Origin of the sequence: Salmonella sp. SAL04157, from assembly GCF_046551635.1 — a bacterium.
Taxonomy (GTDB): Bacteria; Pseudomonadota; Gammaproteobacteria; order Enterobacterales; family Enterobacteriaceae; genus Salmonella; species Salmonella enterica.
On record NZ_JBGDVS010000005.1, the window covers coordinates 222870 to 241901 of the forward strand.

The following is a 19032-nucleotide window of genomic DNA, read 5'->3' on the forward strand; positions in this document are numbered from 1 at the left end:
TCTGTAAAAATTAGCGTTAGTGTGCGCTGTGGATGTTTAGTGGTCAATAATATTAAAACATCGGTCCATTATTTTTTTGAGCAAGTGCGTATTTTTGACAAGTTTCGTGGTCTGTTTTTATTTTGCCAGGGACCGAGGGTAAAGTTCTCTGCCTGAACGCCGATAACCTTTGACGAGTCCGGACAGTCACACTCCCATTAACAGGACAACTGAGATGATAAAGCAGGTTATCCAGCAGCTACGCGTTCCTGATGCAGGTATAGAAAATTTGCAGGAACGGCGCTATTGGCTGCAATGCGAGCGTGCCTATACTTACCAGCCGATATACCAGACGGATGGCCGTCTGATGGCGGTTGAACTTCTCACTGTCGTCACCCATCCTGATAACCCTTCCAGACGTATTGCCCCGGATCGTTATTTCGCGGAGTTAGCGGTTCGACACCGCATTGACGTAGTGAAAGAACAACTTCATCAGCTTGAACAAAAAGCGGATTTTTTCACTCGCCATCACTTATTGGCATCGGTCAATGTCGACGGCCCTACGCTGATTGCCATGCGACGACAGCCGGACATTCTGGCAGCGATGGAGCGCTTACCCTGGCTGCGTTTCGAACTGGTGGAACATATTCGTTTGCCGAAAGACTCCTCTTTCGCCTCGATGTGTGAGTTCGGCCCGCTGTGGCTGGATGATTTTGGTACCGGTATGGCCAATTTTTCAGCGTTGAGCGAAGTGCGTTATGACTACATTAAAGTGGCGCGCGAGCTGTTCGTCATGCTGCGTCAGTCCCCGGAGGGGCGCAACCTGTTCATTCTGCTGCTGCAACTGATGAACCGCTACTGCCGCGGCGTTATTGTCGAGGGCGTGGAGACGCTGGAAGAGTGGCGTGATGTGCAGCGTTCGCCCGCCTTTGCCGCCCAGGGCTATTTTCTTTCTCGACCCGTGCCGCTGATATCGCTCGAAGAGGTGATTCTGACCCTGTAATGCCAGACTGTTCCCGTAATACGTGGTATTACGAGGCGCGGTCATCCTCCTTTTTCGTCTGGCTGAACTATCTTTAGGACAGGCAAGGGAAGAAGTGAGGAAATAACACATGACTAAAGCAGGCAAAATAACCGCCGCCATCACAGGGACTTTCTTGTTGTTGATCGCCATAGTGATTTTGTTGATCGCAACATTTGACTGGAACCGCCTCAAACCGACCATCAACCAGAAAGTCTCTACCGAATTGAACCGGCCTTTCGCTATTCGCGGCGATTTAGGCGTGGTGTGGGAACGCCAAAAACAGGAGACCGGCTGGCGAAGCTGGGTACCGTGGCCGCATGTTCACGCGGAAGACGTCATTCTCGGCAATCCGCCGGATATTCCGGAAGTCACGATGGTGCATCTGCCACGCGTTGAGGCGACGCTTGCTCCGCTGGCGCTCCTGACCAAAACCGTCTGGCTGCCGTGGATCAAACTGGTGAAACCCGACGCGCGTCTTATTCGCCTGTCTGAGAAAACCAATAACTGGACCTTTAACCTCGCGCAAGACAAGAATACGGACCCCAATGCTAAACCTTCCGCCTGGTCCTTCCGGCTGGATAATATTCTCTTCGACCAGGGGCGAATCGCGATCGATGATAAGGTCAGCAAAGCGGATATCACTATTCTGATCGATCCGTTAGGCAAACCGTTGCCGTTCAGCGAAGTGACGGGAACGAAAGGAAAAGAAGACAAATCCAGCGTGGGCGACTATGTCTTCGGCCTGAAGGCGCAGGGGCGTTATAACGGGGAACCGTTGACCGGTACGGGGAAAATAGGCGGTATGCTGGCGCTACGCAGCGAAAGTACGCCTTTTCCTGTGCAGGCCGATTTCCGCTCTGGTAATACTCGGGTGGCTTTTAGCGGCGTGGTGAACGAACCGATGAAAATGGGCGGCGTCGATCTGCGGCTTAAATTCTCTGGCGATTCACTGGGCGATTTATATGATTTAACCGGCGTGCTGCTGCCGGATACGCCGCCGTTTGAGACCGATGGGCGATTGGTGGCGAAAATTGACGCCGAAAAGTCATCGGTATTTGATTATCGCGGTTTTAACGGGCGCATTGGCGACAGTGATATCCACGGCTCCCTCACTTATACCACCGGTAAACCGCGCCCTAAACTGGAAGGCGATGTCGAATCGCGCCAGTTACGACTGGCCGATCTTGGGCCGCTGATTGGCGTGGATTCCGGGAAAGACGCTGAGCAGTCGAAACGGTCTGAACAGCGCAAAGGCGAGAAGAATGTTCAGCCGGCGGATAAAGTGTTGCCTTACGATCGTTTTGAAACCGACAAATGGGACGTTATGGACGCCGATGTCCGGTTTAAAGGCCGGCGTATTGAGCATGGCGGCAGTCTACCGATTAGCGATCTTTCGACCCATATCATCCTGAAAAACGCCGACTTACGTCTACAGCCGCTGAAGTTTGGTCTGGCAGGCGGCAGTATTGTCTCCAACATCCATCTGGAAGGGGATAAAAAGCCAATGCAGGGGCGGGCGGATATACAGGCGCGTCGGCTGAAGCTTAAAGAACTGATGCCGGATGTGGAGCTGATGCAGAAAACGCTGGGCGAGCTGAACGGCGATGCGGATATTCGCGGAACGGGCAACTCGGTCGCCGCGCTGCTTGGCAACAGTAACGGCAATCTCAAATTATTGATGAATGATGGATTGATTAGCCGCAACCTGATGGAAATCGTGGGGCTGAACGTCGGCAACTATATTGTCGGGCAGATTTTTGGCGATGACGAAGTGCGGGTTAACTGCGCGGCGGCGAATCTCAATATTGCGAACGGCGTGGCGCGACCGCAAATTTTTGCTTTTGATACAGAAAATGCGCTGATTAACGTGACCGGTACGGCGAGCTTCGCCTCTGAACAACTCGATTTAACCATTGATCCGGAAAGTAAGGGGATTCGTATTATTACGCTGCGATCGCCGCTGTACGTGCGTGGGACATTTAAAAATCCGCAGGCGGGCGTCAAGCCCGGCCCGCTGATTGCGCGCGGCGCGGTTGCAGCAGCGCTGGCGACGTTGGTAACGCCCGCCGCCGCGCTATTGGCGCTAATTTCGCCCTCTGAAGGCGAAGCCAATCAGTGCCGGACGATTTTAACGCAGATGAAGCAGTAACGTGAAACGTAGCGCCGGATGACACCATCCGGCGCCCTATTACAACGCCTGATGACGCGTCTCATGGGTTAACAGCAGTGCAATCAGCGTCAGCGCCGCCATTGACGCCAGGTAAACCCCTACCGCCGCCAGCCCGTAGTGGCTTTGCAGCCATGCGGCAATATACGGCGCGACGGAAGCGCCCAGAATTGATGACACATTGTAGGAAAACGATGCGCCGGTATAGCGCACTTCCGTCGGAAATAGCTCCGGCAGCAGCGCTCCCATTGGGCCGAAGGTCAGCCCCATCAGGCTCAGGCCTAACAACAGGAACACGAATACCAGCGCTGGATTACCTGAACCCAGCAGCGGGGTAAAGGCGAACAACGCGAAGAGAATGATGAGCGTGGTAATGATGACCATGCTTTTCCGACGGCCAAATGCGTCCGCCAGCAGGCCGGCGACGGGCACCATCACGCCGAAACCAATCACCGCCATCATCAGCATCCACAGTATTTCATTGCGCGGCAAGCCAAGCCCCACCGGCGCGGCGGCAGTGCTGTAAGTCATGGAATAGACGGTCATGATATAGAACAGCGTGTAGGTCGCCAGCATAATAAACGTGCCGAGAATGGTTACGCGGACATGCTTCGTCAGCAACGTGCCCAGCGGTATTTTTACCTGTTTTTTCGCTGCGGCGACTTTCGCAAACACCGGCGTTTCATGCAGCGACACGCGCACATACAGGCCGATAATCACCAGCACCGCCGAGAAGATAAACGGCACGCGCCAGCCCCAGCTCATAAACTGCTCGTCGGTCAGCAGCCAGGAGAGCAACAGGAAGGTGCCATTGGCAAAAAAGAAGCCGATCGGCGCGCCCAACTGTGGGAAGGAGCCATACAGCGCGCGTTTGCGCGGCGGCGCATTCTCCGTCGCTAATAACGCTGCGCCGCCCCATTCGCCGCCCAGCCCCAGTCCCTGACCGAAACGCGCCAGCGCCAGCAGCAACGGCGCGAAAATACCTATCGTCGCGTAGCCCGGTAACAGACCGATAATGACCGTGGAGATCCCCATCGTCAGCAGCGAAGCCACCAGCGTGACTTTGCGGCCTACCCGGTCGCCGAAGTGGCCGAATAGCGCAGAGCCGATCGGACGCGCCACAAACGCGATAGCGAAGGTGGCGAGCGATTGTAGCGTTGCCGCAGTGGGATCGCCCTGGGGGAAGAAGATAAGGGGGAACACGATCACCGCAGCGGTGGCGTAAATATAGAAGTCGAAGAACTCAATTGCGGTGCCAATAAGCGAGGCAATAACGACTTTATTGCGTGAGTTTACCGGAACATGTTCCTGCTCATGGTCGAGTGTTGTGGCGGTTGCTTGCATACTATTTTCTTATTTTTAGCGAACGAATAGCCATATTACGCACAGCAAAAGTTATATTTCAATGTGTAACAAAAGCCAAAAATGGTCAAAAAAAGCGCAAAAAGGGGATAATGTTTAAGCCAGCCATTTTGCGTCTATGAAATGCTTCACATAATTTTAGAATTGGTGGATAAAACTGGTTTCTGGTTAAATAAAAGTTAATTACTGGATTTATATGCTGAAACAATGAGATGAGGCGGAAGGACGTGCCTGATTGTACCGCCGGGTACGCTTTGCTTGCCCGGCCTGGGTACACACAGCAGTAGGCCGAATGACGACGCCGTGCGTGCCATTCGGCAGCAAGCCGCAGACTAGCGTTGCGTTTTACCCGGCATTCGCGGGTCGTCCTTGTATTCGGCGGTGGCTATCCAGGCCGCGCAGAATAACGTCAGACGGGCAAAAAAGTAGAAGAAGGCCATCAGACCGAGTACGGAGCCAAACGCTGCGCCGGAAGGCGATTTCACCAGTGACGGCAGCGTATAGGTCATAATGATTTTAATCACCTCAAAACCGATAGCGGCAATAAATGTCCCGCGAATCAACGCTTTTTTACGGGGACGATGGCGAGGCAGTCGCCAGAAAATCCAGAAGAAAAGCAGATAGTTGGCAAAAATAGAGATGGCCAGACCGATCAAATGCCAGGCCGGTTTTAACCATTCGATGCTGTCGAGATACAAGGCGGAGATGATCATCTGCTGGGCGGAACCGGCGATGGAAGTAATGGACAGCGTAATGATTAAAGCGATTAATAATCCAATCAGCGAGATAAAATCGCGTAGATATTTGAGCCAGATTTTCTCCTGATCCTGCGGCTTGCGCTCCCAGACGTCCCGTGACTGGGCGCGAATCGCTTCCCGCAGGTTGCCCATCCAGTTAACGCCGGAATAGAGCGCGATACCCAGTCCGACCAGCCCTACCGTGGTACGCTGTTGAACCGCCGTATTAATCGTATTTTTAAGCGTGGACGCCAGCGTAGGATCGCTCACATTCATCAATATCTTGCTGAAAATATCTTCCAGTAGATTAGGGTGCGAGGCGAGGATAAAACCTGCCGCGGCAAAGGACACCATCATTATCGGGATCATCGACAGAAACGAAAAGTAGGTGATAGCCGCGCCAAACTGATTACCCAGTCGATCGTTAAAACGTTCGGTCGCGCGAATGAGGTGGGCCACCATTGGTTGACGCTGAATTTTTTGCACCAGGGAGGTGACGGAATGCAACGCCTGATTTGCCTTTTCGTTTTTTTCCGGGGCGTCATGCGGCTGCGTTTCTATTTTTTGTATCGGGTCGTGCTCCAGTTCCTGAATAGGGCGTTTTACGTCATTTTCCTGCGTCATCAGGTCGGTAGTCCTTCATCATTAATAGAATATGTCAGTATAGCTTCTCCCCGGTGGATGCTGAAAATGCGGCTACTCTGCGGCCTCTTTAATGGTTTCAGTCAGCCATACCATAAACAAGTGTACCCGGCGGGAAAGATTACGGCGATGGGGATAATGCAGCGTCACCGGCAGTGGAGCGGCGCGATATTGCGGTAAAATTTCAATGAGCGTTCCGGCGCGTAACGCCTCCCGTACAGCAATGCGCGGCGTCTGAATGATCCCTAATCCTGCCAGACAGGCCGTATGCCAGGTCTCCGTACTGTTTACCGTTAGCATTCCGCCGGTTTTTACCCACTGCATACCGTGGGGAGTTTCAAAGGCAAAACCCGGTGAAGAGACTCCCGGTGTTAATGAATAATGCACCACCGCATGTGAGGCGAGGTCGTCAAGGTTTTCTGGATACCCAAAGCGCGCCAGGTATTGTGGGCTGGCGCAGTTCACCATCCTCAGTTTGCCAAGCGGGCGCGTCAGTATCCCTGGCGCATGTAGCGGCTCTGTGCGCACCACGCAGTCGAAATCTTCCCGTAGTAAATCGACCTGTCGATCGCTACTACAAAATTCCAGCGCAATGCCGGGATACTGATGCAAAAAAGTGGGCAGGCGCGGCATGATGAGGCTGTTTGCGAGACATGGCGGTATATCTACCCGTATTTTGCCACTGATACTGGCGGGATCAGGCTGGAAAAAACCTTCCAGTTCATCCAGGTTACTCAACAGATCTTTTGCCCGTTCGTAGTAAACCATTCCGTCCTGAGTAAGCTGTACCCGCCGGGTGGTGCGGTGGAGCAGGCGGATGCCCAGTTGATGTTCTAACGCTTGTATTTGCCGTGAGACGCTGCCTTTGGGAAGGCCGATATCCTCTGCTGCGCGGGAAAAACTTTCCCGTTCCGCCACGCGTACAAACAATTTCATTGCATATATTTTATCCATCATCAGGCTCTATTATTGTTTTTATTGAAACAGTGACGCTGAAGCGGCTGGTTTTATTGATTTTCTAGCATCTAATAAGCCCTTTCGCAATCATTGCTCGCGTGACGAATACGTCTGATCACGTTGCGCGGCGGATTTATCGCCTTCCGGCCAGGCTTTTTAGCGCCAAAAAGCCGATAAACGGGACGAGAGCGGTAAAACACGCTGATAGCCGCGGGTGTAGTGGGAGAGAGAAATGCATGTACATACACGGTATTGTCATTGACCCATCGTCGCGGTTTTCAGGCGGATTGGCTATTTTTTAACAAAATGTGCTACTTTATTTTTTGTAACACATCAGGCGAAAAGCAGATATTTCCTTTGTGACGCGCCAGGCGTACTCTTCATTAAATTAATATTCAAATTAGCCTTGTCTGTTTGTACTAATAAGATATTCCTTACTTTAAAACGCTAATTTTAGCGAATTCTGTAATCCCGATGTTGAAGCTGTAAATATTCATAACCTTTCCCTTCCTCAACCAATGACTATCGGTAAAATGGCCTATACCAAATGGCGACTTCTTATTTTACCCTACGGGTAATACCCTTCCTCATCTTGAGACTATTATCTTACCCAGGTGGAGAAAAGTAATGCAGGTAATCATGTTTGACAGGCAGTCAATATTTATTCATGGAATGAAAATCAGTTTGCAGCAGCACATTCCAGGAATAAGTATCCAGAGTGTCGGTCAGGCAGAAGAACTCTGGCAAAAAATAGAAAGCGCGCCGGATGCGCTGGTCATGCTGGATAGCGGCCTGGATGCTGAATTTTGCCGCGAGGTGTTACAAAGAATCGCGCAGCAATTTCCGGAGGTGAAGATTATTATCACGGCGATGGATGGCAGTCAAAAGTGGCTGCATGAAGTCATGCAATTTAACGTTCAGGCCGTGGTGCCACGCGATTCTGATGCCGAAACCTTTGTCCTTGCGCTCAATGCTGTCGCTCGCGGGATGATGTTTTTACCGGGGGATTGGTTAAATTCAACGGAGCTGGAGTCCCGTGATATAAAAGCGTTAAGCGCCCGCCAGCGGGAAATTTTACAGATGCTTGCCGCAGGAGAATCAAATAAACAAATTGGGCGGGCGTTAAATATTAGTACCGGGACGGTTAAAGCGCATCTGGAGTCGCTTTACCGGCGGTTGGATGTAAAAAATCGTACCCAGGCCGCCATGATGTTAAATGAATCGAATTAACGACGTTAAATTCGCAGTCCGCTTATTTCTGGCTGTGAAATATCACCCGTATTGATTAATGATAAAAAACGCTGATGTCCGATGCTGAACATCAGCGCAATAAGCGTTTCGCGTTGAAACCGATCATTAAGTTCCGGCAAACAATTCTGTAGCAGCATATCGCAGCTATTGAGGTCATCCAGCAAGAATGCCTCCGCCTGGTCGGGCGTAATGAACGTCAGCGTCTCATCCGGCGTCAACATATGCCCGTAACCAATCACCCAGTTACCCTGCCGATCGCGATACTTTTCCAGCGACAGACCCTGCCACTGTTTAATAAACGCGATGCAGGCGGAGCTAAAGCGAGATGAAATGTGCGGCATGGCATCTTTCTCATAAAAAGCGCGATTATAAAGTGTGCTGCACGCGTGGCTAGCGGTCAGATGGCCAAACGCAGGCAGGGAAAAGGTCTATGCCGTTCAGCGTCACGCCGCGTTGACAGAATGAAAAACTGATGTTTTTGGTTAGTAACCGATCTTCTTATAAATTTGCAATCATTAAGATTAAGTCACTGAAATGTGGCTAAATCTGTTATATCTATGAAAAAACATAATTAAAAGAAAACGAAGATCTCGTCGCGGGATCGTCTTTTTAGGGAAGATAATGACGAATAGCGCTTCGCAGGCGACACGCGCGCCTTTTGAACATAGCCTGGGGATTATCCGCCAGGCATCAATAGAAATCCTGCTGTTGCTGGGTATTCATACCACAGAGGGAAAAGAGCCCCGGTGGTTCATGGAACAACTTGAGCAGGCGCGTCTTAACCTGGGCGGTTGGGGCGCAGTGGCGAAAAAATTGCGGATAAATGACGCGCAGTTGAGCCAGTTTATGCTGCAACTGCGTCACCTTCAGCAGCATGTTCCCCAGTATGACAGCGGGCAAGAGGTGAGCGAAAATCAACTCCTTGCCGCGTTGCGTTTTGTCACCTCGCTGGAACATCTACGTCAGCAGCAGCCGCTACTGACGTATCAAACTGAGCTGGAAGAACCCGACCAGGAGGCGCATCTTGAGGCGCAGCGTCAGCTTCGGGCGATAGAACTGACGTTAAAAGCGCTTATTGCGCGCGCATGGCCGGATCGGGCGTCGCTGAATCACTACCTCAAGCAACATTTTGGCCCGGACCGTTTGCGCCAGTGGTTAAAACAGGGAGAAGATCAACATGCGCTGGAGGGCATGTTGTTCAGCGAACTGGCGCTTATGGTGGTCGATAAAAAATTGTTTGCCCGTCATTACGTCAGAATTTTTAATGACGCCTCAGCGTTAACGCTGTTCGCCGAGTCGCGTACCACTCTGCGTATGTTTCTGGATGATTGCCGCCTCGCGCGAAACGAGGTTATCGCCAGGCAGCCGCTCACCTCAGCGCAGCTTATGCTGCTAAACGTTCAGTATCAGCAAATCGTTCGGCCCATCCAGCGCGCCTATGCCGAAAAACGTACTCGCGTGAATCCCGCTTCGTTTCTGCTGGCGGATGAACGTGAATTGCGCCAGTTCTGGGAAACCGCGCGGCTTAAAGATCGGCAGGCCGGGGGAGATAAGCATGAGATTAGCGAGAGCATAGAACCACCGCGTAAGCGGCCTCCGCGTACGCCTGAAGAGCGTGAGCAACTTATTTCCGGCACTTTGTGGGCCGGGGTTGGCGTCATGACGCTGGCGATACTGGCGGGCGCGTTCTGGCTATTTAGTTCGCCGTCGCCAGGCTCCGATAACGGGCAAGCTCCCGCAATGGCGCAGGATGAACCGCCGCGCGAGGCGCCTTCCGCGCGGGAAACGCTCAATCATATGGGGATTACCTGGGATGCGTTTACCATGCGGGCGGCGATAGAGCGCAATGATACGCGGGTGACGGCGCTGTTCCTCCAGGGCGGAATGAACTGGCAGCTCGCGTGGACGGAGCAGGCGTTTGCGGCAGGACATACCGAGGTGCTGCAACTGTTGTTGCGTTATCCCGCGCTGATGGATGAGGTCAAACCCTGCCGACGATTTATCACAACGTTAAGTCATGACATGTCGAGCGGCGCGCCGCTGACCGCGATGCATAAAACCTATTTGCAAACGTTTTGCACCGTTCCGGCTGTTGTGACGCGCCAGCAGCACGATACGGAGCAGGCCCGACTGCGCGCTCAGGCCCGGCCCAGCGCAGACAATAAAAAATGGCTGAAAATTCAGTCAGCCATTTATGATGCGATTCACTGAGCCCGGAGCAGGTTAAGGCTCTCCGTAAAGGCCAATCAGGCGGCGCACCACGCCATTGGTCCAGCCGAACCCATCCTGTAGCGGATACTCGCCCCCGCCGCCTTCGCGGGGCGTACCGCCGGAAATATGGTATTTCTCGATCAGTTTATGGTGCTCCTGATAAAAATGGTTCACCGTTTTTAACCAGTTATGGGCGATTTCATCGCCCAGCATATCGTCGCCATACCGTTTGAAGCCCTGAATCGCCATCCATTGCAGCGGTGCCCAGCCGTTCGGTTTATCCCACTGTTCGCCGGTTTCGTATTCGGTCGCCATAATCCCGCCGGGCGTTAACAGACGGCTGCGCACCACATTTGCCAGACGGTCGGCCTGCTCGTGGTTCGCCATACCGACATACAGCGGCACGATACTGGCGGCGGAAAAGAGCGCCATTTCTTCGCGTCGCCAGTCATAGTCCCGATAACAGCCGTTTTCATCATCCCACAGATAATGGTTTACGGCGGCGCGTCGGTCGCTGGCTTTCTGGCGAAATAGCGCCTCGGTGTCACGTTCGCCTTTCAGTGCTGAAATATTGGCGATAGCGCTCTCCAGTTTATACAGAAAAGCGTTCAAATCGATAGGGATAAACTGGGTAGTGCGTATGCTGGCAAGCCGGCCCGCATCGCGTAGCCAGCGTGAAGAATAGTCCCAGCCGGACGCCGCCCCGGCGCGCAAATCCCGGTAGACTTCATTGGGTGGACGACCGGAATGTTTTGCGGTTTCGACATCTTCCAGCCAGGACTCGTCGCGCGGCGTGTCGCGATCGTCCCAGTAGCGGTTCAGCAGGGAACCGTCCGGCATCCGCACAACGTGGCGATAAGCCTGGTTGAGTGCCAGCGATTCGGCGCCGTCCATCCAGAAGGCGTATTCCATTTTGAGATGGTCGAGATAACGCCGTGCGCCGCGCACGCCATCTTCTTCGAACAGTTCAACCATCAGGGCGAAAACCGGCGGCTGCGAGCGGCTCAGATAATAGGTCCGGTTGCCGTTGGGAATATGGCCATAGTTTTCAATCATCCAGGCGAAATTATCCGCCATACATTTAAGTAAGTCTTCGCGCCCGCTTTCCGCCAGACCCAGCATGGTAAAATAAGAGTCCCAATAATAGGTTTCGCTAAAACGGCCTCCCGGCACGATATAGGATTGCGGCAGCGCCAGCAGCGAAGACCACGGAATATGATCCTGCGGTTCGCGCGTCAGTATCGGCCAAAGCTGGTCAATATGTTCTTTGAGCGAGTTTTCGGGGTTAGAGACATACTCGCTGGATAAGGTTTCCGGTAGCCAGAAATGGTTCTCGACGAAGCGGCGTAAGTCAAAATCACGGTGGCGTCTGACCTTACGGTAGCGGATCAGGATATCAAGCGGGTCCATCTTCGGCGCGCAGTCCGGGAACGTTTTACTGTCTGGAAACAGTTTTGTTGACTGTACATGCTCGAACAGTTCGAGATACCGATCGGCAGGGGTCAGGGCGTCAGAGGCGGGAAGCCCCTCGATCATCTCCGGCTCCGGTTCCGCCTCGATCATTTCATCCAGCTTTAACTCGCACGGGTCTGTTTCATAAAGCAGATCGACATCAATAGTCAGATCTTCAGAAGGCGTGGGGTTTAATTTCTGGTTGAGCATAATGACAAGGACCTCCGGCTTGCGTCGTAAAAGATACGGGTGTTGCCCGGCTGTCTATTAAGCGTAGACATTCGCTTCGATACCTGAGTGGCAAAGTGTGCGGTAGATCACATTTTACAATTTGCCTCTCAAGAAAAACACTTCATAAGTTACTGAATAGTATTGCGAAAATCCTATTTTCATGACGCCCTCCCCAGACCTAAAATCAGAACATTCGTTTCATAGCGGTATCACTACGTCGCCGCATGGCGTGGATTCACAAGCAAAGGTAACGTAAATAGTTATAATACAAGCTATGGCACTATGATAATACAAATGGATACAAATGATCGAGCAACCCGACAGTAAAAGCGCCAAACCGCTTTATAAGCAGCTTGAAGCCGCCTTAAAAGAGGCCATTGCGCGTGGAGAGTATAAACCAGGCCAGCAGATCCCGACGGAAAATGAACTGAGCGCGCGCTGGCAGGTGAGCAGGGTCACGGTCCGTAAGGCGCTGGATGCGCTGACGCGTGAAAATTTGCTGACCCGTGTCTCCGGCAAAGGCACCTTTGTCTCTGGTGAGAAATTTCAGCGCAGCATGACCGGCATCATGAGTTTCAGCGAGTTATGCCAGTCCCAGGGACGTCGCCCGGGGTCACGCACCATCAAATCCGTTTTTGAATCGGTAGACGATGAGACAAAAGCGTTACTGAATATGAACGATGGCGAAAAAGCGGTCGTCATTGAACGTATCCGCTATGCCGACGATGTGGCGGTATCGCTGGAAACCGTACATCTTCCCCCACGTTTTGCGTTTTTGCTGGACGAAGATCTTAATAATCACTCTTTGTATGAATGCTTACGCGAGAAATACCATTTATGGTTTACCCACTCCCGTAAGATGATCGAACTGGTTTATGCCAGCTTTGAAGTCGCCCATTATCTTGGCGTCAACGAGGGTTATCCGCTGATCCTGATAAAAAGTGAAATGATTGATAACAAAGGAGAACTCTCCTGCGTTTCGCAACAGTTGATTGTCGGCGATAAAATACGGTTTACCGTATGATGTCAGCATTACGCTAACGAAGAGCAGGCTGAATCGGGATCCAGATCGCGGATCCCGATTTTTTTTGATTTCCATCTTGATCAAATGTCTTTAAATGTCATATAAAAATAATAATACATTATGAGTCATTTATGGCGAATCCTCGCCTGTATCATTGATGGAACCAGAGGAAAGCATGATGGGTATGAAAGAGACAGTTAGCAATATTGTGACCAGCCAGGCAGAGAAAGGAGGCGTTAAACACGTCTATTACGTGGCGTGCGGCGGTTCTTATGCGGCGTTCTATCCGGCGAAAGCATTTTTAGAAAAAGAAGCGAAAGCGTTGACTGTCGGTCTGTATAACAGCGGAGAATTTATTAACAACCCGCCGGTAGCGCTGGGAGAAAATGCCGTTGTGGTTGTCGCCTCCCACAAAGGTAATACGCCAGAGACAATTAAAGCGGCTGAAATCGCCCGTCAGCACGGCGCGCCGGTCATTGGTTTAACCTGGATAATGGATTCACCGTTGGTGGCGCATTGCGACTATGTGGAAACGTACACGTTTGGCGACGGTAAAGATATTGCCGGAGAGAAAACGATGAAAGGCCTGCTGAGTGCGGTCGAACTGCTCCAGCAGACGGAAGGGTATGCGCACTACGACGATTTTCAGGATGGCGTCAGCAAAATCAACCGTATCGTCTGGCGCGCTTGCGAGCAGGTTGCGGAGCGTGCGCAGGCGTTCGCGCAGGAATATAAAGACGATAAAGTCATTTACACCGTCGCCAGCGGCGCGGGCTATGGCGCAGCCTACCTACAGAGCATCTGTATCTTTATGGAAATGCAATGGATACATTCCGCCTGTATTCATAGCGGTGAGTTTTTCCACGGGCCGTTTGAAATTACCGATGCGAATACGCCTTTCTTCTTCCAGTTTTCCGAGGGCAATACGCGGGCGGTGGATGAACGCGCGTTAAACTTCCTGAAAAAATATGGCCGCCGGATTGAAGTTGTCGATGCGAAAGAGCTGGGGCTATCGACCATTAAAACCACGGTTATTGATTACTTTAACCACTCTCTCTTTAATAACGTTTATCCCGTTTACAATCGGGCGTTAGCTGAGGCGCGCCAGCATCCGTTAACGACGCGCCGCTATATGTGGAAAGTGGAATATTAATTACATCAGGATGGATAAAAAAGCAGGGACGCTTTTTATTGTAAAGACAAACAAGGAATAATGATGAGCATCAGCGTATTGGGTATTGGCGACAACGTTGTCGATAAATACCTGCATTCCGGCATCATGTACCCCGGCGGTAATGCATTAAATTTTGCTGTCTATGCGAAATTAGCAGACATCCCCAGCGCGTTTATGGGGGCGTTTGGCAATGACGACGCCGCGCAGCACGTACAGGATGTATTACACCAGCTACAGATAGATATCTCTCACAGCCGCCATTATACCGGCGAAAATGGATATGCTTGTATCCGTCTCTCGCATGGCGATCGACAATTTGTCGCCAGCAACAAAAACGGCGTATTGCGGGAACATCCTTTTAGCCTGTCTGACGATGATCTTCGCTATATATCACAATTTACATTAGTCCATTCCAGTATTAACGGCCATCTGGAATCGGAGCTGGAGAAAATTAAACAACAAACCGTCTTACTCTCTTTTGATTTTTCCGGGCGCGGTACAGACGACTATTTTGAAAAGGTATGCCCGTGGGTAGATTACGGATTTATCTCCTGCAGCGGGTTATCGCCAGATGAAATCAAAATAAAACTCAATAAACTTTATCGTTATGGCTGTCGGCATATTATTGCCACCTGCGGGCATGAAAAAGTTTATTATTTTTCCGGCGCGGATTATCTGGAGTGGCAACCTGTTTATATCGAACCTGTCGATACGCTGGGCGCAGGCGACGCCTTCTTAACCGGTTTTTTGCTTTCCATTTTGCAATCGGGTATGGCGGAACCCGATAAAGAAAGCGTGTTACGCGCCATGTGGCAGGGCGGGAAATCGGCGGCGCAGATTTTATCTCATTACGGCGCATTTGGTTTTGGTAAACCGTTTGCACAATAGGTTACGTCCCTCAATGTAAAGCGACACTCACTCCAGATAACCCAGGAGGAAGTATGTTTTGGACGGAATTATGTTTTATCCTTGTGGCCCTGATGATAGGCGCCAGGATCGGCGGCGTATTTTTAGGGATGGTCGGCGGGTTAGGCGTCGGCGTGATGGTTTTTATTTTTGGTCTGACGCCTTCTACGCCACCGATTGATGTTATTCTGATAATTCTTTCTGTTGTCCTGGCGGCCGCATCTTTACAGGCCTCCGGCGGGCTGGATTTACTGGTCAAACTGGCGGAAAAAATTCTGCGTCGCCACCCTCGTTACATTACGTTATTAGCGCCGTTTATCTGTTATATCTTCACGTTTATGTCAGGAACGGGGCATGTCGTTTATAGCTTGCTGCCGGTTATTTCTGAAGTCGCACGGGATTCAGGTATTCGACCGGAACGTCCTTTATCTATTTCTGTTATTGCATCGCAACAGGCGATCACCGCCAGTCCTATATCTGCCGCCATGGCGGCGATGATTGGTTTAATGGCGCCGTTGGGCGTCTCTATTTCAACCATTATGATGATTTGCGTGCCCGCCACGTTAATCGGCGTAGCGATGGGGGCAATAGCGACCTTTAATAAAGGAAAAGAGTTAAAAGACGATCCGGAATATCAACGTCGGCTTGCTGAAGGGTTAATTAAACCTGCGCAGAAAGAAAGTAAAAATACGGTGGTCACTTCGCGCGCCAAATTGTCGGTGGCGTTATTTCTGACCAGCGCGATCGTTATCGTTCTCTTAGGATTGATTCCGGCGCTTCGGCCCATGGTGGAGACAGCGAAAGGGCTACAACCGCTTTCGATGTCCGCCGCTATCCAGATTACGATGCTCTCTTTTGCCTGCCTGATTGTGTTGTTATGCCGGCCGCAGGTCGATCAAATTATCAGCGGTACGGTATTTCGGGCGGGCGCGCTGGCGATTGTCTGCGCCTTCGGCCTGGCCTGGATGAGTGAGACGTTCGTGAATGGTCATATCGCGTTGATTAAGGCAGAAGTGCAAACTCTATTGCAACAGCATACCTGGCTTATCGCCATTATGATGTTTTTCGTGTCCGCTATGGTCAGCAGCCAGGCGGCAACGACGTTAATTCTGTTGCCGCTGGGGCTGGCGTTAGGGTTGCCCGCTTATGCGTTAATCGGCTCCTGGCCTGCCGTTAACGGCTATTTCTTTATTCCGGTGGCAGGGCAGTGTCTGGCGGCGCTGGCGTTTGACGATACCGGTACGACGCGTATTGGCAAATATGTGCTTAACCATAGTTTTATGCGTCCGGGATTAGTTAACGTGATTGTCTCGGTCATTGTCGGGCTGTTAATAGGAAAAATGGTTCTGGCCTGATTGTTATTAAATTTTTTATAGCACACGTCACTTATTATTTTTAATTCAGAGGAAGAAAATGAAAATTAGAGTTTTCATGGCCACCGTGTTGCTGCTCATCAGCCACTGTGTATTTAGCACAACGTCACTACCGCATATTGTTATTCTCGCGACAGGCGGTACTATCGCCGGGACGGCAGCCAATAATACGCAAACCGCCGGATATAAATCTGGTGAACTTGGCGTGCAAACATTAATAAATGCCGTGCCGGAAATGAATAATATCGCTCGCGTTGACGGCGAGCAGGTGGCGAATATTGGTAGCGAAAATATGACCAGCGATATCATCCTGAAACTTTCACAGAAGGTGAATGCGTTATTGGCGCGGGACGATGTTGACGGTGTGGTTATTACTCATGGCACTGACACGCTCGATGAAACCGCCTACTTTCTTAATTTGACCGTGAAAAGCGACAAACCGGTGGTGTTTACCGCTGCAATGCGGCCCGCGTCGGCAATCAGCGCCGATGGCGCAATGAACCTGCTGGAAGCGGTCACGGTGGCTGCTGACCCGAATGCGAAGGGACGCGGTGTGATGGTGGTTTTAAACGATCGTATTGGTTCGGCGCGCTTTGTGACGAAAACTAATGCCACGACTCTGGATACCTTTAAAGCGCCGGAAGAGGGCTATCTGGGGGTCATCGTTAATGGTCAGCCACAGTTCGAAACGCGGGTGGAAAAAATTCATACCCTGCGATCTGTTTTTGACGTACGTAATATCAAAAAATTACCCAATGTGGTGATTATTTACGGCTATCAGGACGACCCGGAATATATGTATGATGCGGCGATCGCCCATCACGCGGACGGTATTATTTATGCCGGAACCGGCGCAGGTTCGGTCTCGGTACGCAGCGACGCGGGGATTAAAAAAGCGGAGAAAGCCGGGATTATCGTGGTGCGCGCTTCCCGCACCGGAAACGGCGTCGTACCGTTGGATAAAGGGCAGCCAGGGCTGGTGTCTGACTCGCTCAACCCGGCGAAGGCGCGAGTCTTGCTGATGACGGCATTAACTCAGACGCGTAATCCGGAACTGATCCAGAGTTATTTCAGTACGTATTAATCATGCAGGCTTGTGCGCCCACCCTTGAAGATGGGCGCACAAGATATTAACGCATGGTCACAAACTCTTCCGATGCGGTCGGGTGAATAGCGACGGTATTATCGAAGTCTTTCTTGGTAGCGCCCATCTTCAGCGCCACTGCGAAGCCCTGCAACATTTCATCCATGCCGAAGCCGATACCGTGGATACCCACAATTTTTTCTTCCGGCCCGACGCAGACCAGCTTCATACGGCACGGCTGGCGGTGCGTCGTCACCGCGGTATACATAGCGGTAAACGATGATTTATAGACTTTTACCTGCTCGTCGCCGTATTGCTCGCGCGCCTGCGGCTCGCTTAATCCGACGGTGCCGATAGGCGGATGGCTAAAGACCACGGTCGGGATGTTGCTGTAGTCCAGATGCTCGTCCGGCTTGTTGTTAAACAGGCGTTCGGAGAGACGGCGACCGGCGGCGACGGCGACTGGCGTTAACTCCACTGCGCCGGTGTTATCGCCAACGGCGTAAATGCCTTCTACGTTCGTGTTCTGCCATTTATCAACGATGATGTAACCTTTTTCATTGGTTTTCACGCCCGCTGCCGCCAGATTAATATTGTCGGTCGACGGTTCGCGACCAATGGCCCAGATCAGGCAATCAACGGTTTCACTGCGGCCATCTTCCAGTTCCAGAGTCAGACTGCCGTCGGCGTTTTTCACCACCGCTTTCGGCACGGCGTGAGTATGCAGTTGCGGGCCTTCGGCGTTCATCACCTCAACCAGCGTTTCGCTAATCATTGGGTCAAAACTGCGCAGCGGCGCATGTTTACGGACAAACAGATGCGTTTTCGCCCCCAGCGCGTTGATAACGCCAGCCAGTTCAACGGCGATATAACCTGCGCCTACCACCGCGACGCGCTCCGGCAAGGCCGACAGCGCAAAGAAACCGTCGGAATCAATGCCGTATTCCACGCCTGGAATCTCAGGATGGCTTGGACGGCCGCCGGTAGCGATCAAAATATGGTCGGCGGTAATGGTTTCGCCGTTCACTTCAATGGTTTTGGCATCGACAAAGCGGGCAAAGCCTTTAATCACATCCACGTTATTTTTGCCCAGCACGTTGTCGTATGAAGTATGGATGCGGTCAATATACGCGGTACGGCTGGCAATCAGCTTGCTCCAGTCGAACTGATTAATCGTGGCGTCAAAACCGTAGTCCGGGCCATACAGATGAATCGCTTCACGAATCTGCGCGGCATGCCACATCACTTTCTTCGGCACGCAGCCCACGTTAACACAGGTGCCGCCCAGCTCTTTGGCTTCGATGAGCGCACATTTCTGGCCGTACATAGCGGCGCGGTTAATCGAGGCGATACCGCCGCTGCCGCCGCCGATAGCGATGTAATCATAGTGTTTGGTCATGACCGCTCCTTTATGTTCGTTGTCGGACGGATAGATTCTGCGCTACCCGCCAAAATATT

General features: G+C 51.7%; 15 protein-coding genes. 9 read left to right on the forward strand and 6 right to left on the reverse strand.

Features of this window, described 5'->3' with window-relative positions; translation table 11 throughout:
* The first annotated feature begins 214 nt into the window (after positions 1-214).
* Positions 215-982: a cyclic-guanylate-specific phosphodiesterase gene (gene pdeH / locus ACLJRE_RS13415; protein ID WP_000595625.1), complete on the forward strand. Its 768-nt coding sequence runs from the start codon at positions 215-217 to the stop codon at positions 980-982.
* 109 nt (positions 983-1091) lie between these two features.
* Positions 1092-3152 carry an AsmA family protein gene (locus ACLJRE_RS13420; protein ID WP_000158679.1) on the forward strand — a complete coding sequence of 687 codons (2061 nt, stop codon included), beginning with the start codon at positions 1092-1094 and terminating at the stop codon, positions 3150-3152.
* A 39-nt stretch (positions 3153-3191) separates the two neighbouring features.
* Here the strand turns inward: ACLJRE_RS13420 and ACLJRE_RS13425 are convergent, their stop codons facing one another.
* From ACLJRE_RS13425 to ACLJRE_RS13435, 3 genes are all read right to left on the reverse strand, one after another.
* Positions 3192-4514, reverse strand: coding sequence for an MFS transporter (locus ACLJRE_RS13425; protein ID WP_001148981.1), 1323 nt, complete (start codon positions 4512-4514; stop codon positions 3192-3194).
* A gap of 350 nt (positions 4515-4864) precedes the next feature.
* Positions 4865-5893, reverse strand: a complete 1029-nt coding sequence (gene yhjD / locus ACLJRE_RS13430; RefSeq protein WP_000191230.1) for an inner membrane protein YhjD — start codon at positions 5891-5893, stop codon at positions 4865-4867.
* A gap of 72 nt (positions 5894-5965) precedes the next feature.
* On the reverse strand, positions 5966-6865 hold the full coding sequence (locus tag ACLJRE_RS13435; RefSeq protein ID WP_023212594.1) for a LysR family transcriptional regulator: 900 nt from the start codon (positions 6863-6865) through the stop codon (positions 5966-5968).
* A gap of 630 nt (positions 6866-7495) precedes the next feature.
* Between ACLJRE_RS13435 and ACLJRE_RS13440 the strand changes: the two genes are divergently transcribed.
* Positions 7496-8098 (forward strand): response regulator transcription factor, encoded by a 603-nt coding sequence (locus ACLJRE_RS13440; protein ID WP_001196081.1) that lies wholly within the window; start codon positions 7496-7498, stop codon positions 8096-8098.
* 5 nt (positions 8099-8103) lie between these two features.
* Here ACLJRE_RS13440 and ACLJRE_RS13445 read toward each other — a convergent pair whose 3' ends face one another.
* Entirely contained in the window at positions 8104-8460 is a 357-nt protein-coding gene (locus ACLJRE_RS13445; RefSeq protein WP_001120251.1) for a glycoside hydrolase family protein, read from the reverse strand.
* A gap of 280 nt (positions 8461-8740) precedes the next feature.
* Here ACLJRE_RS13445 and ACLJRE_RS13450 point away from each other — a divergent pair, with 280 nt between their 5' ends.
* Complete coding sequence (locus ACLJRE_RS13450; protein WP_023212593.1) at positions 8741-10330, forward strand: STY4199 family HEPN domain-containing protein; 1590 nt, start codon at positions 8741-8743, stop codon at positions 10328-10330.
* Between the two features lie 12 nt (positions 10331-10342).
* On the opposite strand, the gene ACLJRE_RS13455 is transcribed toward ACLJRE_RS13450, so the two are convergent.
* Positions 10343-11992: an alpha,alpha-trehalase gene (locus ACLJRE_RS13455; protein WP_000934257.1), complete on the reverse strand. Its 1650-nt coding sequence runs from the start codon at positions 11990-11992 to the stop codon at positions 10343-10345.
* A gap of 325 nt (positions 11993-12317) precedes the next feature.
* Between ACLJRE_RS13455 and ACLJRE_RS13460 the strand changes: the two genes are divergently transcribed.
* The 5 genes from ACLJRE_RS13460 to fraE all read left to right on the forward strand — a co-directional run bounded on the left by ACLJRE_RS13460 (position 12318) and on the right by fraE (position 17574).
* The gene (locus tag ACLJRE_RS13460) at positions 12318-13037 is read left to right on the forward strand and encodes a GntR family transcriptional regulator (RefSeq protein ID WP_000572566.1); all 720 of its coding nucleotides are present in this window, start codon (positions 12318-12320) and stop codon (positions 13035-13037) included.
* Between the two features lie 175 nt (positions 13038-13212).
* On the forward strand, positions 13213-14190 hold the full coding sequence (fraB, locus tag ACLJRE_RS13465; RefSeq protein ID WP_010989080.1) for a 6-phosphofructose-aspartate deglycase: 978 nt from the start codon (positions 13213-13215) through the stop codon (positions 14188-14190).
* Between the two features lie 63 nt (positions 14191-14253).
* Positions 14254-15099, forward strand: a complete 846-nt coding sequence (fraD, locus tag ACLJRE_RS13470) for a fructose-aspartate kinase (protein WP_000028427.1) — start codon at positions 14254-14256, stop codon at positions 15097-15099.
* Positions 15100-15152: 53 nt separating this feature from the next.
* On the forward strand, positions 15153-16472 hold the full coding sequence (locus ACLJRE_RS13475) for an anaerobic C4-dicarboxylate transporter family protein (RefSeq protein ID WP_000498935.1): 1320 nt from the start codon (positions 15153-15155) through the stop codon (positions 16470-16472).
* Between the two features lie 58 nt (positions 16473-16530).
* Positions 16531-17574 (forward strand): fructose-asparagine asparaginase, encoded by a 1044-nt coding sequence (gene fraE / locus ACLJRE_RS13480; protein ID WP_000702755.1) that lies wholly within the window; start codon positions 16531-16533, stop codon positions 17572-17574.
* A 46-nt stretch (positions 17575-17620) separates the two neighbouring features.
* On the opposite strand, the gene gorA is transcribed toward fraE, so the two are convergent.
* Positions 17621-18973, reverse strand: coding sequence for a glutathione-disulfide reductase (gene gorA / locus ACLJRE_RS13485; RefSeq protein ID WP_000160765.1), 1353 nt, complete (start codon positions 18971-18973; stop codon positions 17621-17623).
* Positions 18974-19032: the final 59 nt, after the last annotated feature.

Coding starts and splice junctions, on each gene's coding strand:
- yhjD (WP_000191230.1), bottom strand. CDS start 5,893: ATGACGCAGGAAAATGACGTAAAACGCCCTATTCAGGAACTGGAGCAC.
- fraE (WP_000702755.1), top strand. CDS start 16,531: ATGAAAATTAGAGTTTTCATGGCCACCGTGTTGCTGCTCATCAGCCAC.
- ACLJRE_RS13435 (WP_023212594.1), bottom strand. CDS start 6,865: ATGGATAAAATATATGCAATGAAATTGTTTGTACGCGTGGCGGAACGG.
- fraD (WP_000028427.1), top strand. CDS start 14,254: ATGAGCATCAGCGTATTGGGTATTGGCGACAACGTTGTCGATAAATAC.
- pdeH (WP_000595625.1), top strand. CDS start 215: ATGATAAAGCAGGTTATCCAGCAGCTACGCGTTCCTGATGCAGGTATA.
- ACLJRE_RS13475 (WP_000498935.1), top strand. CDS start 15,153: ATGTTTTGGACGGAATTATGTTTTATCCTTGTGGCCCTGATGATAGGC.
- ACLJRE_RS13460 (WP_000572566.1), top strand. CDS start 12,318: ATGATCGAGCAACCCGACAGTAAAAGCGCCAAACCGCTTTATAAGCAG.
- ACLJRE_RS13440 (WP_001196081.1), top strand. CDS start 7,496: ATGCAGGTAATCATGTTTGACAGGCAGTCAATATTTATTCATGGAATG.
- ACLJRE_RS13455 (WP_000934257.1), bottom strand. CDS start 11,992: ATGCTCAACCAGAAATTAAACCCCACGCCTTCTGAAGATCTGACTATT.
- ACLJRE_RS13450 (WP_023212593.1), top strand. CDS start 8,741: ATGACGAATAGCGCTTCGCAGGCGACACGCGCGCCTTTTGAACATAGC.
- fraB (WP_010989080.1), top strand. CDS start 13,213: ATGATGGGTATGAAAGAGACAGTTAGCAATATTGTGACCAGCCAGGCA.
- ACLJRE_RS13425 (WP_001148981.1), bottom strand. CDS start 4,514: ATGCAAGCAACCGCCACAACACTCGACCATGAGCAGGAACATGTTCCG.
- ACLJRE_RS13445 (WP_001120251.1), bottom strand. CDS start 8,460: ATGCCGCACATTTCATCTCGCTTTAGCTCCGCCTGCATCGCGTTTATT.
- ACLJRE_RS13420 (WP_000158679.1), top strand. CDS start 1,092: ATGACTAAAGCAGGCAAAATAACCGCCGCCATCACAGGGACTTTCTTG.
- gorA (WP_000160765.1), bottom strand. CDS start 18,973: ATGACCAAACACTATGATTACATCGCTATCGGCGGCGGCAGCGGCGGT.